Source organism: Mesorhizobium sp. M1027 (genome assembly GCF_040318745.1).
In the GTDB taxonomy this organism is placed as follows: Bacteria; Pseudomonadota; Alphaproteobacteria; order Rhizobiales; family Rhizobiaceae; genus Mesorhizobium.
This window is the reverse complement of sequence record NZ_JAMYMW010000009.1, coordinates 13,849-26,531: the sequence shown is the minus strand read 5'-3', so window position 1 is coordinate 26,531 and position 12,683 is coordinate 13,849. Positions and strand designations below refer to the sequence as shown.

Genomic DNA, 12,683 nt, shown 5'->3' with positions numbered 1-12,683 from the left:
CCAACTTGAGACTGAAACACGTCATGGCCCTCCCTTTTCCGTTAACGGTGAGCGAGGCGTTTGATCGGGTGGAATCTGGCGCCGTAGATAGGACAAAACATCGAAAAACATTGGAATTCATGTGAATGCCGCGAAGCCAAAACGTCCTCCGGGCCCACCGTTATCATTATTTCAATGCTTTATAAGATAGTTCGCCACGAGCTTCGCCGATTCGTTCAGGCCTCTACTACTATTGTCGGCGCGCCGGGCCTGGCATGGCCGATGATGCGAGCCGAAGGGTACCCGTCCGCGACGATCCTCTCGACGAGCGCCGCTGCGCAGTCGGTCTCGCAAGCAACCAGCAACCCGCCCGAAGTCTGTGGGTCCGTGAGAAGGTGGCGTCGCCACTCGGGCATGCCGGGAGGTAAGCTTACCGCGTCGCCATAACTCGCCCAGTTGCGCCAGGATGCGCCGGTAACGTGGCCGTCGACCGCGAGCGAGACAGCTTCGGAAAACAGCGGCACGTCGCGGCTGCAAATCATCAGCGTGCACCCGGAACCGCGTGCCATCTCGAGGGCATGTCCGAGCAAGCCAAATCCGGTCACGTCGGTGACCGCGTGGACGCTCGCGTCCTGCGCCAGCTCCGCTCCGATCCGGTTGAGAAGGGTGGTGGAGGCGATCATTTCGCGATAGCCGCTCTCGGAAAGCGCCTGCATCTTGATGGCGGCGGAATAGATGCCGACACCGAGCCCTTTCGTCAGGATCAAGGTGTCGCCCGGCCTGGTATCAGAATTGCGTCGGATATCCTCGGGTCGGCATGTGCCGATGACTGCAAGGCCGTAAATCGGCTCCGGCGAGTCGATTGAATGGCCGCCGGCAACCGGGATTCCGGCGTTGGCGCAGACAGCTTCGCCACCTTTCAGGATTTCGCGGACCATGAGCGTCGGGATCTTGTCGAGAGGCATGCCGAGTATAGCCAACGCCATGATCGGCCGGCCACCCATCGCATAGATATCGGACAGGGCGTTGGTTGCGGCAATCCGGCCGAAATCGTAGGGGTTATCTACCATCGGCATGAAGAAGTCGGTGGTCGCAATGACGCAAGTCGCGCCGTCGAGCTGCCAGACTGCCGCATCGTCGCCGGTTTCCGTGCCGACGAGAAGCTGATGATAGGGACTGGCAGCCGCCGGATCGGCGAGAAGCTGCTGCAGCACTGACGGTGCCAGCTTGCAGCCGCAACCGCCGCCATGGGCGAGGCTGGTCAGGCGCACAACGGGCGCTTCCGTGATTTCAGGCGAGAGGGCGATTGCCATGGTCGAGCCTCCTCTGCTGGCAGGCTTAAGTAGGGATCAAAGTCAACCGGAATGGAAAATACGATCGCCCGACGCACGGCACGTTTGGAGCACGCTTGCGCTCAGCGGATTTTGTTGAGTTAGGAAAGGCAAGGACCGTACCCGGCGTGCGAGGCACCGCCGTCATTGGGTATAGATCGAAAGGCGCCCCGACCCGCGGGAGCTGTTTCATCGCCACGCTTTACTTTATTATAATACGTTCGTTTTCGTCAATCGCAGTCGCGGTCACGAAAACAAGACAAGAAATTCGACAATAATACACAGTGCCGATTTGCGGGCACAAACCTGCTACGGGAAGGCCGTTCGGAGGGCACTTTTGCTGCACCGTACGCACCTCGTTCTTTGGCATTGATTTTATTTGGTCCGAGACTAGTTACCCGGATTGAACCGTTGGTTCGAGTTGCCTTGTGGGGCATCGGCTTCGGGAGGAAACCATGAACATCGATCTTTCTCGACGCGCGTTCCTGCAAACAGCAGGCGCGGGTCTCGCCGGTACTACGCTGGGAGCCCTCGGCTTCGGCGATAGCGAGGCCGCACACGCGGCGGCCATACGGTCCTTCAAGCTCGCGAACACCATCGAAACACGCAATACCTGTCCATACTGCTCGGTGGCTTGCGGCATAATCTTGTATTCGAAGGGTGATCTCAGAAAGGGCGAGCCAGCCGAGATCACCCATATCGAGGGTGACACTGATCATCCGACCAATCGCGGCACCTTGTGCCCCAAAGGGTCGGCCCTGCTCGGATTTGTCAAGTCGCCGACCCGTCTGCAACATCCGATGATCCGCAAACCGGGCTCGGACAAGTTCGAGCCGATAAGCTGGGAAGACGCACTCGGCCGCATCGCCCGCCTGATGAAGGACGATCGCGACAAGAATTTCGTCGCCACGAACAATGACGGCGTGACGGTCAACCGGTGGATCACCACCGGCTTCCTCGCCGCCTCGGCTTCGACCAATGAAACCGCGTTCGCGACCTACAAGGTGGTCCGCAGCGCGGGCATGCTGGTGTTCGACAACCAGGCACGTGTCTGACACGGCCCGACGGTGGCGAGTCTCGCCCCAACATTCGGCCGCGGCGCAATGACGAATTCCTGGACCGACATCAGGAACACGGATCTCGTCGTCATCATGGGCGGCAATGCCGCCGAAGCGCATCCTTGCGGCTTCAAATGGGTCACGGAGGCGAAGGCCAACCGCGGCGCCAAGCTCATCGTCATCGACCCGCGATTCACGCGCTCGGCTTCGGTATCGGATCTTTACGCGCCGATCCGCCAGGGAACGGACATCGCCTTCCTGCTCGGGCTGATCAACTACTGCATCCAGAACGACAAGGTGCAATGGGACTATCTGAAGGCCTTCACCAACGCGACATATGTTGTCAAGGAGGGCTTCACCTATCAGGACGGCCTCTTCTCCGGCTATAACGAGGCGAAGCGAGACTATGACAAGTCCAGTTGGGACTATGACATAGGCTCGGACGGCTTTGCCGTTGTCGACGCGACATTGGCCAATCCCCGCTGCGTCTGGAATCTGCTCAAGAAGCATGTCGCGGTCTACACGCCGGAGATGGTCGAGCGCATCTGCGGCACACCGAAGGACCGGTTCATGAAGGTGGCCGCGATGGTCGCCGAGACGTCGTCTCCGACCAAGGCGATGACCTCGATGTACGCGCTCGGCTGGACCCAGCACTCGAAGGGCTCGCAGAACATCCGTGCCATGGCGATGCTGCAGCTTGTTCTCGGCAACATCGGTATACGCGGCGGCGGCATGAACGCGCTTCGCGGTCACTCCAACATCCAGGGGCTGACTGACCTCGGGCTGATGTCGAACCTGCTGCCCGGCTATCTGACGCTGCCGACTGAGAAGGAGGTCGATCTGGCAGCCTACATGTCGACCCGGGGCTTCAAGCCGCTCCGGCCGAACCAGATGAGCTACTGGCAGAACTACAGGAAGTTCTTCGTAAGCTTCCAAAAGTCGATGTGGGGCAACGCGGCAACACCGGAGAACGATTTCGCCTATGACTTCCTGCCGAAGCTCGACCTGCCGGGCTACGATCTGCTGCGGGCTTTCGAGCTTATGCACCAGGGCAAGATGAACGGCTATTTCTGCCAGGGCTTCAACCCACTACAGGCAGCTCCGAACAAGAAGAAGGTGATCGAGTCCCTTTCGAAGCTCAAATACCTCGTCATCATGGATCCGTTGGACACGGAGACGGGCCGGTTCTGGGAGAACCACGGGCCGTACAACGATGTCGATCCGTCGCAGATTCAGACGGAAGTCTACCAGCTTCCCTCCACCTGCTTCGCCGAGGATGACGGGTCGCTGGTCAATTCGGGGCGCTGGCTGCAGTGGCATTGGGCCGGCGGCACGCCCCCCGGCGAGGCCAAACGCGATACCTGGATCATGGCGCAGCTCTATTTGCGCCTGAAGGAGCTCTACACCAAGGAAGGTGGTGCCTTCGCCGATCCGATCGTCAAGCTAAACTGGCCTTATGCCGATCCCGGCGATCCGAAGGCCGAGGAGCTCGCTCAGGAGATCAATGGCAGGGCGCTCGCCAGGGTAACCGATACGGCCGACCCGACAAAGGTGCTGGCCGAGGCCGGAAAGCTCTTGCCGGGCTTCGCCGCGCTGCGCGACGACGGCTCCACCTCCTGCGGCTGCTGGATCTATTCCGGCTGCTTCAACGAAAACGGCAACAACATGGCCAGGCGGGACACCACCGATCCTGACGAAACCGGCGCCTATTCCAAATGGGCGTTCTCATGGCCCGCCAACCGCCGCATTCTCTACAACAGGGCGTCGGCTGACCTCGCCGGAAAGCCTTGGGATCCAAGCCGCAAGGTGATCGAATGGGACGGCACGAAATGGTCGGGCTACGATGTTCCCGACATCTTGCCAACGGCAAAGCCCGATCAAGTAGGCCCGTTCATCATGAATCCGGAAGGCGTCTCGCGCCTCTTTACCCGGGGCATGATGCGCGACGGACCATTCCCGGCGCATTACGAGCCATTCGAGTCGCCCATCGCGAACCCGATAGCTCCCAAAGTCCGCGGCAACCCCGCAGCGCGGGTGTTCGAAGGCGATATGGCCCAGTTCGCCGAATCGGCTTCGCAGGAGTTCCCCTACGCGGCGACCTCCTACCGACTGACCGAGCATTTCCACTTCTGGACCAAGCACGTCATCACCAATGCGGTGATGCAGCCGGAGTTTTTCGTGGAAATCTCGGAGCAGCTTGCAGCCGAGAAGGGCATCACCAAAGGCGGCTGGGTGCGCGTCTGGTCGAAGCGCGGTTCCGTTGTGGCGAAGGCCATGGTGACCAAGCGGATCAGGCCGCTGACCTGCGATGGCAAGACCGTCCACATCGTCGGGATACCGCTGCACTGGGGCTTCACGGGAGCGGCGAAGAAAGGCTTTGGCCCGAACATGCTCACCCCCTTTGTCGGCGACGCCAACATCGAGACGCCGGAATACAAGGCGTTCCTTGTCAACATCGAGCCCATCGCCGGGCCGGTAGCGTAGGAGGCGTAAGCGATGTTTCCTCCACTTCCAAATCCTTCGACGACGGATACCGCACCGCGTTTTTCCGACAAGGACCTCATCCGCCGCTCTGCCTCGAGGGTTCCCGCACCCGAGCAGCACTTGACGGAGGTCGCCAAGCTCATCGATGTTTCGAAATGCATCGGCTGCAAGGCGTGTCAGACGGCCTGCATCGAGTGGAACGACACGCATCCGGAGATCGGCTCCAATGCCGGCGTCTATGAGAATCCTGCCGATCTCACGCCGGACATGTTCACGCTGATGCGCTACAGCGAATGGGACAATCCCGAGACGAACGAACTCGAATGGCTGATCCGCAAGGATGGCTGTATGCACTGCGCTGACCCGGGCTGCCTCAAGGCTTGTCCGGCGCCGGGCGCCATAGTGCAGTATTCGAACGGCATCGTCGATTTCGTCCATGAGAACTGCATCGGCTGCGGCTATTGCATCAAGGGTTGCCCGTTCAACATTCCGCGCATCTCCAAAGTCGATCACACGGCCTACAAATGCACGCTCTGCTCCGACCGCGTGGCTGTCGGCCAGGGACCAGCCTGCGCCAAGGCCTGCCCGACCCAGGCGATCGTGTTCGGCACGAAGGACGAGATGAAACAGCACGCCGACGGCCGCATCAAGGACCTGAAATCGCGCGGCTACTCGAATGCCGGCCTCTACGATCCGCCCGGCGTCGGAGGGACGCATGTGATGTATGTGCTGCACCATGCCGACCAGCCGGAACTCTATTCTGGTCTGCCGAAGGAGCCGAAGATCAGCCCGCTCGTGGAGGCGTGGAAGGGCGTGACCAAATATGCCGGCCTCACCATTCTCGGCGTGGCGGCCGGCGTCGGCCTGCTTCACCATCTGGTCATGGGACCGAACAGGGTCTCCGAGACGGATGAGGAGCATGCCGAAGAGCTGACGGAAGGCGACTACGATGGCCGCGTATGACGTGAAGCCGAACGAGCAGGTACATCCCGGCAAGCCAGTGATCGTGGACCGCTACACGGTTGGCGCGCGGATCAACCATTGGATCACGGCGGCCAGCCTGATCCTGCTCGCCTTGTCCGGCCTTGCCATGTTTCACCCGAGCCTGTTCTTCCTGTCGGGACTGTTTGGCGGCGGCCAGTTCACGCGCTTCATTCACCCGTGGATCGGCGTCTTGCTCTTCTTCAGCTTCCTTGGGCTTTTCCTTCGGTTCTGGAAGGCCAATTTGTGGAGGCCCGAGGACGGAACGTGGCTCGCACGTTTCCGTGACGTATTGTCCAATCACGAGGACAACGTCCCCGAAGTCGGCAAGTACAATGCCGGCCAGAAGCTCGTCTTCTGGTCAATGTCGATCCTCATCATCATCCTGATTTCGAGCGGCATTGTCATCTGGCAACAATATTTCGCCGCTTACACCACGATCAGTCAGCAGCGGGTGGCGCTGCTTGTTCATTCGATCGCTGCCGTGGCGATCATCGGCGTGTGGATTATCCATTTCTATTCGGCCATCTGGGTACGCGGCACCATTCCAGCCATGACGCGCGGACGGGTGACCGGCGGCTGGGCTTGGCGGCATCATCGCAAATGGCTGCGTGAACTGATCGCACGCAAACCGGACGGACGTTCGGGATCGAATCCCGCCGAATGAGCGGGCATTATTTTTACGCAATTCCGGACGGAAAGCCGTTATACTTTTCGTGGAATTGCTCTGGAGCAGTATCAAGCCGACCACGTGGCCCGTGAGGTTCGTGAGGTTGAAATGCCAAAGCAACAAGATCCGTCACGCCCTGACCCGACTGTAATCGACGAGGTCTCGGCCCCACCCTTTGCGCGCCTGCCTGATCCGCGGACCTTGTTCATTCGCCGCTCAGAGCGATTGAATGTGTTGGCGGATGACCACCAGCTCGGCCCCTATCTCCGCTTCCTCGCTGCACTGGCGGATGCGCAGCACCGCATCCAGGACGGATTGCCGGATGTCGAATTGCCGACCGCGGAGGCGCGCGAGCGCGCACGAACCTTCAGTATGCCGCCGCTCGATCGCAACCAATTCACTTCGGATGCCGCCCTTGCAATGACGCTCGGCCGCCTGTTCGAAGTGGCAGCCACGATCGAAAAACCCGAGGCGGCCGCAGCCGCCTTGGACAGGCTCGCGAATATCGATGCGTTCGGGGTCGAATCCATGGTGCGCAATGTGCTCACCGATGCGATCCCAATGAACGCGCTTGCCGAGCATGTCTATGTCGCGGCCGCGCTGCAGGTTCACTTCGCCCGCCTCGCGGCATGTCTCGACAGCTCGAAGCTGGTTCCGGTTGCCGACGGCGCCTGTCCGGCCTGCGGTGGGCCGCCCGTATCCTCGATCATCGTCGGTTGGCACGGCGCACACGGGGCGCGGTTCTGCGCCTGCGCGCTGTGTGGAACATTGTGGAACCACGTCCGCATCAAATGTACGCTGTGCGGCTCGACCAAGGGGATAGGCTATCAGGAAATCGAGGGAGGCTCTGGCACGGTCAAAGCCGAGACCTGCGATGCATGCGGCAGCTATGTAAAGATCCTATCCCAGCACAAGGATCCGGCTCTCGATCCGGTCGCCGACGACGTGGCGACGCTCGGCCTCGACCTGCTCGTCCGCGAGGGTGGCCATCGCCGCGGATCGTTCAATCCGTTCCTGGTTGGCTACTGACAATACGATGACTGCTTCATCCGCAAACCCTTTACGCAATCTTCCGTCGGTCGACCAAGTGCTGAGGACCCCGCTGGCGGTGGCCGCAATCGAGCGCTTCGGACGGCAGGCCGCGACGGAGGCCATTCGCCGAGCCGTCGCCGATGCGCGAATGGCCTCCCGCAATGCCGGAGCGATCGTGCCGGAGGCAAACGATCTTGCCGGCGACGCACTTTTGCAGCTCAGGGATGGCGAACGACCTTCCCTGCGCCCCGTTTTCAACCTGACCGGAACGGTGCTGCATACCAATCTGGGACGTGCCCTCCTTGCGAAGGAGGCGGTCGATGCTGTTCGGCTGGCAATGAGCGAAGCGGTGGCTCTCGAATTCGATGTCGAGAACGGCGGGCGCGGCGAACGGGACGATCATCTTCGATCGCTCGTTTGCGAGCTGACCGGAGCCGAGGATGCAACCGTCGTCAACAACAACGCGGCCGCCGTCCTTCTCGTACTCAACACGCTGGCGCTCGGTCGCGAAGCGATCGTTTCGCGGGGCGAGTTGATCGAGATCGGCGGCTCTTTCCGAATGCCCGAGATCATGACGCGCGCCGGCGCCAGGCTTGTCGAGGTCGGCACCACCAACCGCACCCATCGCAAAGACTATGTCACGGCGATCGGCCCGGAGACCGGGCTCATCCTCAAGGTGCACACATCGAACTACCGGGTCGAAGGATTCACGGCAGAGATCCGGGCCCCCGAGCTCGCTGCAATCGCCAAGGCGCATGGGATGCCGCTGGTCCATGATCTCGGTTCGGGCACGCTGGTCGATCTAGCCCGCTACGGCCTTGGGCGCGAGCCGACCGTGCGCGAGGCGGTCGCCGACGGCGCCGATCTCGTCACATTCTCCGGCGACAAGCTGCTCGGCGGTCCGCAGGCGGGTTTCATCGTCGGCTGCAGGGACCTGCTCGCAGCGATCCGCCGCAACCCGATGAAGCGGGCGCTCAGGGTCGACAAGCTTCGTTTGGCCGCGCTCGAAGCGACGTTGAAGCTCTACCGCGACCCAGACCGCCTGGCCGAGCGCCTGCCGACGCTAAGGCTGCTCTCGCGCTCGGTGAGGGAGATTGCAGCGCAGGCAAAGCGCCTTGCTCCCCTGGTTGCTGACGCCGTGGGCGAAGCCTTTGCGGTCGACACGGTGGAGTGCCGGAGCCAAGTCGGATCCGGCGCGCTCCCGCTCGAAACTGTGCCAAGCGCCGGGCTTGCACTCAAGTCGCGCTCAGGGAGCGGCCGGGCGCTCGAAGCGCTTGCGGCTGCGCTGCGTGGGCTGGGCGTCCCCGTGATCGGGCGCATCGAAAACCAGGCGCTCGTGCTCGATTTGCGCTGTCTGGAAGACGAGGCGAACTTCATCGCCAATCTTGCCGGCTTAAATCCGGGAGGAACCGATGCGCTGGCTTGATCGCCTTGCGCGCCGCCCAGCCGAGACGCCTGTGGCCGCACGCATGACCGAGGCCCTCGAAGCCGCGCGGGGAGGCGACCATGCCGTGGCTCTCTCCATATGGGAGCCGCTCGCTCACCGGGGCGTTGCCCGCGCTCAGAACGATATCGGCGCCTGCTTCGCCGAAGGGCTCGGCGTCAAGCGTGATGCGGAAATGGCCTTTCGCTGGCTGGCGCTCGCCGCCGAGGCAGGGGATCCTGTCGGGCAAAGGAATTTGGCGTCGCTTTATTTCCGCGGCGAAGGCGTCGAGCAGGACCTTCGCCGGGCGGCCGAGCTCTATCGGGCCGCAGCGGAAACTGGCGACGGACCGGCGCAGGATATGCTGAGCTGGATGCTGCTGGAGGGCGAAGTGATGCTTCCCGATGTCGGCGAGGCGCGACGCTGGGCGCTTGCCGCGGCCGATCAAGGCATCGCATCCGCGATGACCCGGATCGGCATGCTTTATCACAATGCGCTCGGCGTGCCGCGCGATCCCCACGAGGCTGTCCGCTGGTGGCGCCGTGCTGCCATGCGAGGAGACGCCGAAGGGCAGGCAATGCTCGGTGCCGCCTGCCATCTTGGCTCGGGCGTGCCGGCTGACGCGGTCGAGGCGCTGGTTTGGCTCCTGCGTGCCCAGGCAGGCGGCAGCGCCCTTGCCGGCCGCTATCTGGCTGCGGTGCGGGCCGAATTGAGCGCGGGCGATGCCGCCGAGGCCGAGCGTCGCGCCGCCGCGCCGTGGCCGGAGGCCGCATCATCATGATCGTTGGCACGGCGGGACATGTCGACCATGGCAAAACTGCGCTGGTGCATGCGCTGACCGGTATAGACACCGATCGTTTGCAGGAGGAAAAGACACGCGGCATGACGATCGATCTCGGCTTCGCCTATTTGCCGGTGCCGGGTGGGGACAGCATCGGTTTCGTCGATGTTCCCGGGCACGAGCGCTTCGTACACACGATGCTGGCCGGCGCCAGCGGCATCGACTTCGTGTTGCTGGTGGTGGCCGCCGACGACGGCGTGATGCCGCAAACCCGGGAGCATCTCGCCATCGTCGATCTGCTCGGTGTCAAGCGCGGCGCCGTCCTGCTCACGAAATGCGATCTGGCCGGTCCCGAGCGCCGTACTGCGGTGACGAACGATATCCGCTCGGTGCTTGCCGGGACGATGCTTGCCGAGGCCCACCTGATTCCCGTCTCGGTCGTTACAGGCGAAGGTATCGATGAACTCAGGTATCTCTTGTTCGAGGAGGCGTCGCATCTTGCCCGGCGTGCAGTTTCGGGCCGTTTTCGATTAGCGGTGGACCGCTCGTTCACGCTGCGCGGCGTGGGCACCGTCGTGACGGGCACCGTGCTTTCGGGTTCTCTCGGTGTTGGCGACAACGTGGTCGTAAGCCCGTCAGGATTGCTTGCGCGGGCTCGATCGATCCACGCCCAGAACCGGCCGGCCGAACGCGGTCGGGTAGGAGACCGCTGCGCGCTCAATCTGACCGGCGAAAGGGTTTTCAAGGAGGCGATCCGGCGCGGCGACGTGATTGTCGATCCGGAGCTTCACGCGCCGTCGGACCGGATCGATGCAAGCCTTCGCGTTCTGCCGGGGGAACGCAAGCCGATCGGCCAATGGTTTCCGGTGCGGCTCCACCATGCCGCGACGGAGGTCGGGGCACGCATCGTACTCCTCGGAGACGAACCGATCGGGCCTGGCGGCACGGCCAATGTTCAATTGGTGCTGGACAGTCCGATCGCGGCTGCTGCCGGCGACGTTTACGTGGTGCGCGACACCTCCGCGCAGCGAACCATCGGCGGCGGACATTTTCTCGATCTGCGGGCGCCCAGCCGCAAACGCCGCGCGCCGGAACGGCTGATCCAACTCGATGCCCATGCGCTATTGGCGCCCGAACTGGCCGCCGCCGCACTCCTTGATGCGCCCCCCCACTATTTCGACCTGAAGGCTTTTGCGCGCGACAGGGCGCTTAGTGACTGCGAGATGGAAGGCCTGATCGATGAACTCGGGCTTATCCGTTTTAAGGTCGGAGAAATGCTTCTCGTGCTGTCGCCGGAGCGCTGGTTGCGATTTAAGCGCGACTTGGCCGCGACCCTGGGGACCTTCCATGCCGACAATCCGGATTTGCCCGGCGTAGGAATGGAGAGACTGCGTATTGGGCTTGATCCACGTCTGCCGGCCTCCTCTTTCATAGCAGTTCTGCGGAGCCTTTCGCACGCTGGAGAAGTTGCCTTGGACGGCGCCTGGGTGCGACTACCCGGTCATGAGGCGCACTTGACGGCAAAGGATGAAAATCTCTGGCTACAGATCCAGCCTCTCATTGGCGGACCCGAACGATTCCATCCGCCGAGGGTGTGGGATATTGCCGAGGTGCTGGGCTCGCCGGACACCGAAATCCGCCGGCTTCTGAAGCTTGCCGGCCGCATGGGGAAGGTCCACGAGGTCGCTCATGACGACTTCTTCCAGCGCGAGGCATTGGCGCAAATCGTCGAGATCGCGCGCGACCTCGCTGCGTCGATGCCCACAGGGCAGTTCACCGCTGCTCAATTTCGCGATCGCGTGGGCAGCGGACGCAAGGTCGCCATCCATATCCTCGAATTTCTCGATCGGCACGGCGTGACGCTGCGGCGGGGAGACTTGCGCCGTCTGAACAGGCGCAGGCTGGACCTGTTCCGCCTGACAGGCGAGGGTGAGCCGCCGATGGCGCAAATTTCTGGAGGAGCATCGTCCCCGGTGGGGCGTCCGGACTTCAAATCCGGGAGGGGCCGCGAGTCGGTCTCTGGTGGGTTCGACTCCCACTCTCTTCCGCCATCCTAGTGAGCCAAGATGAACCCGACGGCTTCCTTTCTGAATGACCTGAAAACGACGGCTGAGACCGCCAGGACAACCGAGGCAAGCTTCAGGCGACAAGCGGCCAATCAGATCGCGGTTCTGGAACAGGAGCGCGCTTTCGCCTTCAGGCGGCTCAACCTCATGCAGGATATCTCCGACGCCGTGGCCTCGGCCGAAAGTGAGGAGATCGCTGTGGCCAGCGCTTTGGCCGTCTTCGCTTGCGGCTCGGCTGGAATGCGGACAGCGAGGCGCGCACGGAAGCGATCACGCATTTTGGCCCGGTTGCGCTTGCGTTGTTCCAGGCCGCGAAGTTGCCCGACGTCGAACCCGCCACCAATATCGGCGAGGCCCTTGCGATTTTTGAGCATTGGTACTCCGAATCCCAGGGATCGCCGTTCTGGGCGCTGTTCGAGCACCAGATCGTTGACACGCCGCTGGTCGACTTTTGACCGACGGACTTTTCGGCATACCCGGATGTGGAAGCAGAGAGCGCAACGTCGCTTTACCGACAAGATACGGTAACTGGCGCCTCGGCCACCGCCGTAAGCAACTGCTTTGGGCGCGGATGCCGGAAGGCGTTCACTCCCATGACAGACGCGGCGTAGTGCGGTCGCGTGGCCAAACGGCCATGCCGGTGGCGAAGGACATCGGCCGCTTCCAGCTATATCAGCATGAGAGCGGCGTACTGCATGGTCAGATCGAAGCCTCTACCCGAAGCCAGGGCGAGCGATACCGCCGCCGCCGGACCGCCCAGCGGCAAGCGCGTCTATGATACGGCCCCAGACACCAGCCCGACGCCACCTAACGAAGTGGTTGTAGCAAGTGGCAATATCCCGCTCCTTGGGTGATGAGCACAGTTACATATATAGAAG

At 62.3% G+C, this 12,683-nt stretch carries 8 protein-coding genes, 1 tRNA gene and 1 pseudogene; 9 read left to right on the top strand and 1 reads right to left on the bottom strand.

The features are described from left to right. Nucleotides 1-215: 215 nt before the first annotated feature. Nucleotides 216-1,292 carry a selenide, water dikinase SelD gene (gene selD / locus NKH50_RS18205; RefSeq protein WP_352880264.1) on the bottom strand — a complete coding sequence of 359 codons (1,077 nt, stop codon included), beginning with the start codon at nt 1,290-1,292 and terminating at the stop codon, nt 216-218. Between the two features lie 473 nt (nt 1,293-1,765). Here selD and fdnG point away from each other — a divergent pair, with 473 nt between their 5' ends. The 9 genes and pseudogenes from fdnG (at nt 1,766) to NKH50_RS18160 (ending at nt 12,260) form a co-directional block, all read left to right on the top strand. Continuing rightward, the gene (fdnG, locus tag NKH50_RS18200; protein WP_352880262.1) at nt 1,766-4,852 is read left to right on the top strand and encodes a formate dehydrogenase-N subunit alpha; all 3,087 of its coding nucleotides are present in this window, start codon (nt 1,766-1,768) and stop codon (nt 4,850-4,852) included. Between the two features lie 12 nt (nt 4,853-4,864). Continuing rightward, nucleotides 4,865-5,815: a formate dehydrogenase subunit beta gene (fdxH, locus tag NKH50_RS18195; protein ID WP_352880261.1), complete on the top strand. Its 951-nt coding sequence runs from the start codon at nt 4,865-4,867 to the stop codon at nt 5,813-5,815. Next, the gene (locus tag NKH50_RS18190) at nt 5,802-6,500 is read left to right on the top strand and encodes a formate dehydrogenase subunit gamma (protein ID WP_352507612.1); all 699 of its coding nucleotides are present in this window, start codon (nt 5,802-5,804) and stop codon (nt 6,498-6,500) included. The genes fdxH and NKH50_RS18190 overlap by 14 nt, the downstream gene beginning before the upstream one ends. Nucleotides 6,501-6,611: 111 nt before the next feature. Continuing rightward, nucleotides 6,612-7,532 carry a formate dehydrogenase accessory protein FdhE gene (gene fdhE / locus NKH50_RS18185; protein ID WP_352880258.1) on the top strand — a complete coding sequence of 307 codons (921 nt, stop codon included), beginning with the start codon at nt 6,612-6,614 and terminating at the stop codon, nt 7,530-7,532. A gap of 7 nt (nt 7,533-7,539) precedes the next feature. Then, nucleotides 7,540-8,961: an L-seryl-tRNA(Sec) selenium transferase gene (gene selA / locus NKH50_RS18180; RefSeq protein ID WP_352701534.1), complete on the top strand. Its 1,422-nt coding sequence runs from the start codon at nt 7,540-7,542 to the stop codon at nt 8,959-8,961. After that, on the top strand, nt 8,948-9,739 hold the full coding sequence (locus tag NKH50_RS18175; protein WP_352880256.1) for a tetratricopeptide repeat protein: 792 nt from the start codon (nt 8,948-8,950) through the stop codon (nt 9,737-9,739). Before selA ends, NKH50_RS18175 begins: the two co-directional genes overlap by 14 nt. After that, nucleotides 9,736-11,571: pseudogene (gene selB, locus NKH50_RS18170) on the top strand (selenocysteine-specific translation elongation factor); the annotation flags it as partial. The gene NKH50_RS18175 and the pseudogene selB, both read left to right, overlap by 4 nt. Nucleotides 11,572-11,694: 123 nt before the next feature. After that, nucleotides 11,695-11,790: transfer RNA gene (locus NKH50_RS18165), tRNA-Sec, on the top strand. Nucleotides 11,791-12,029: 239 nt separating this feature from the next. Continuing rightward, the gene (locus NKH50_RS18160; protein ID WP_352880254.1) at nt 12,030-12,260 is read left to right on the top strand and encodes a hypothetical protein; all 231 of its coding nucleotides are present in this window, start codon (nt 12,030-12,032) and stop codon (nt 12,258-12,260) included. Nucleotides 12,261-12,683 lie beyond the last annotated feature (423 nt).

What these genes read in the sequence shown, in the direction of transcription:
- selD (WP_352880264.1), bottom strand. Translation starts at nt 1,292, where the DNA reads ATGGCAATCGCCCTCTCGCCTGAAATCACGGAAGCGCCCGTTGTGCGC.
- selA (WP_352701534.1), top strand. Translation starts at nt 7,540, where the DNA reads ATGACTGCTTCATCCGCAAACCCTTTACGCAATCTTCCGTCGGTCGAC.
- NKH50_RS18175 (WP_352880256.1), top strand. Translation starts at nt 8,948, where the DNA reads ATGCGCTGGCTTGATCGCCTTGCGCGCCGCCCAGCCGAGACGCCTGTG.
- NKH50_RS18190 (WP_352507612.1), top strand. Translation starts at nt 5,802, where the DNA reads ATGGCCGCGTATGACGTGAAGCCGAACGAGCAGGTACATCCCGGCAAG.
- fdhE (WP_352880258.1), top strand. Translation starts at nt 6,612, where the DNA reads ATGCCAAAGCAACAAGATCCGTCACGCCCTGACCCGACTGTAATCGAC.
- fdxH (WP_352880261.1), top strand. Translation starts at nt 4,865, where the DNA reads ATGTTTCCTCCACTTCCAAATCCTTCGACGACGGATACCGCACCGCGT.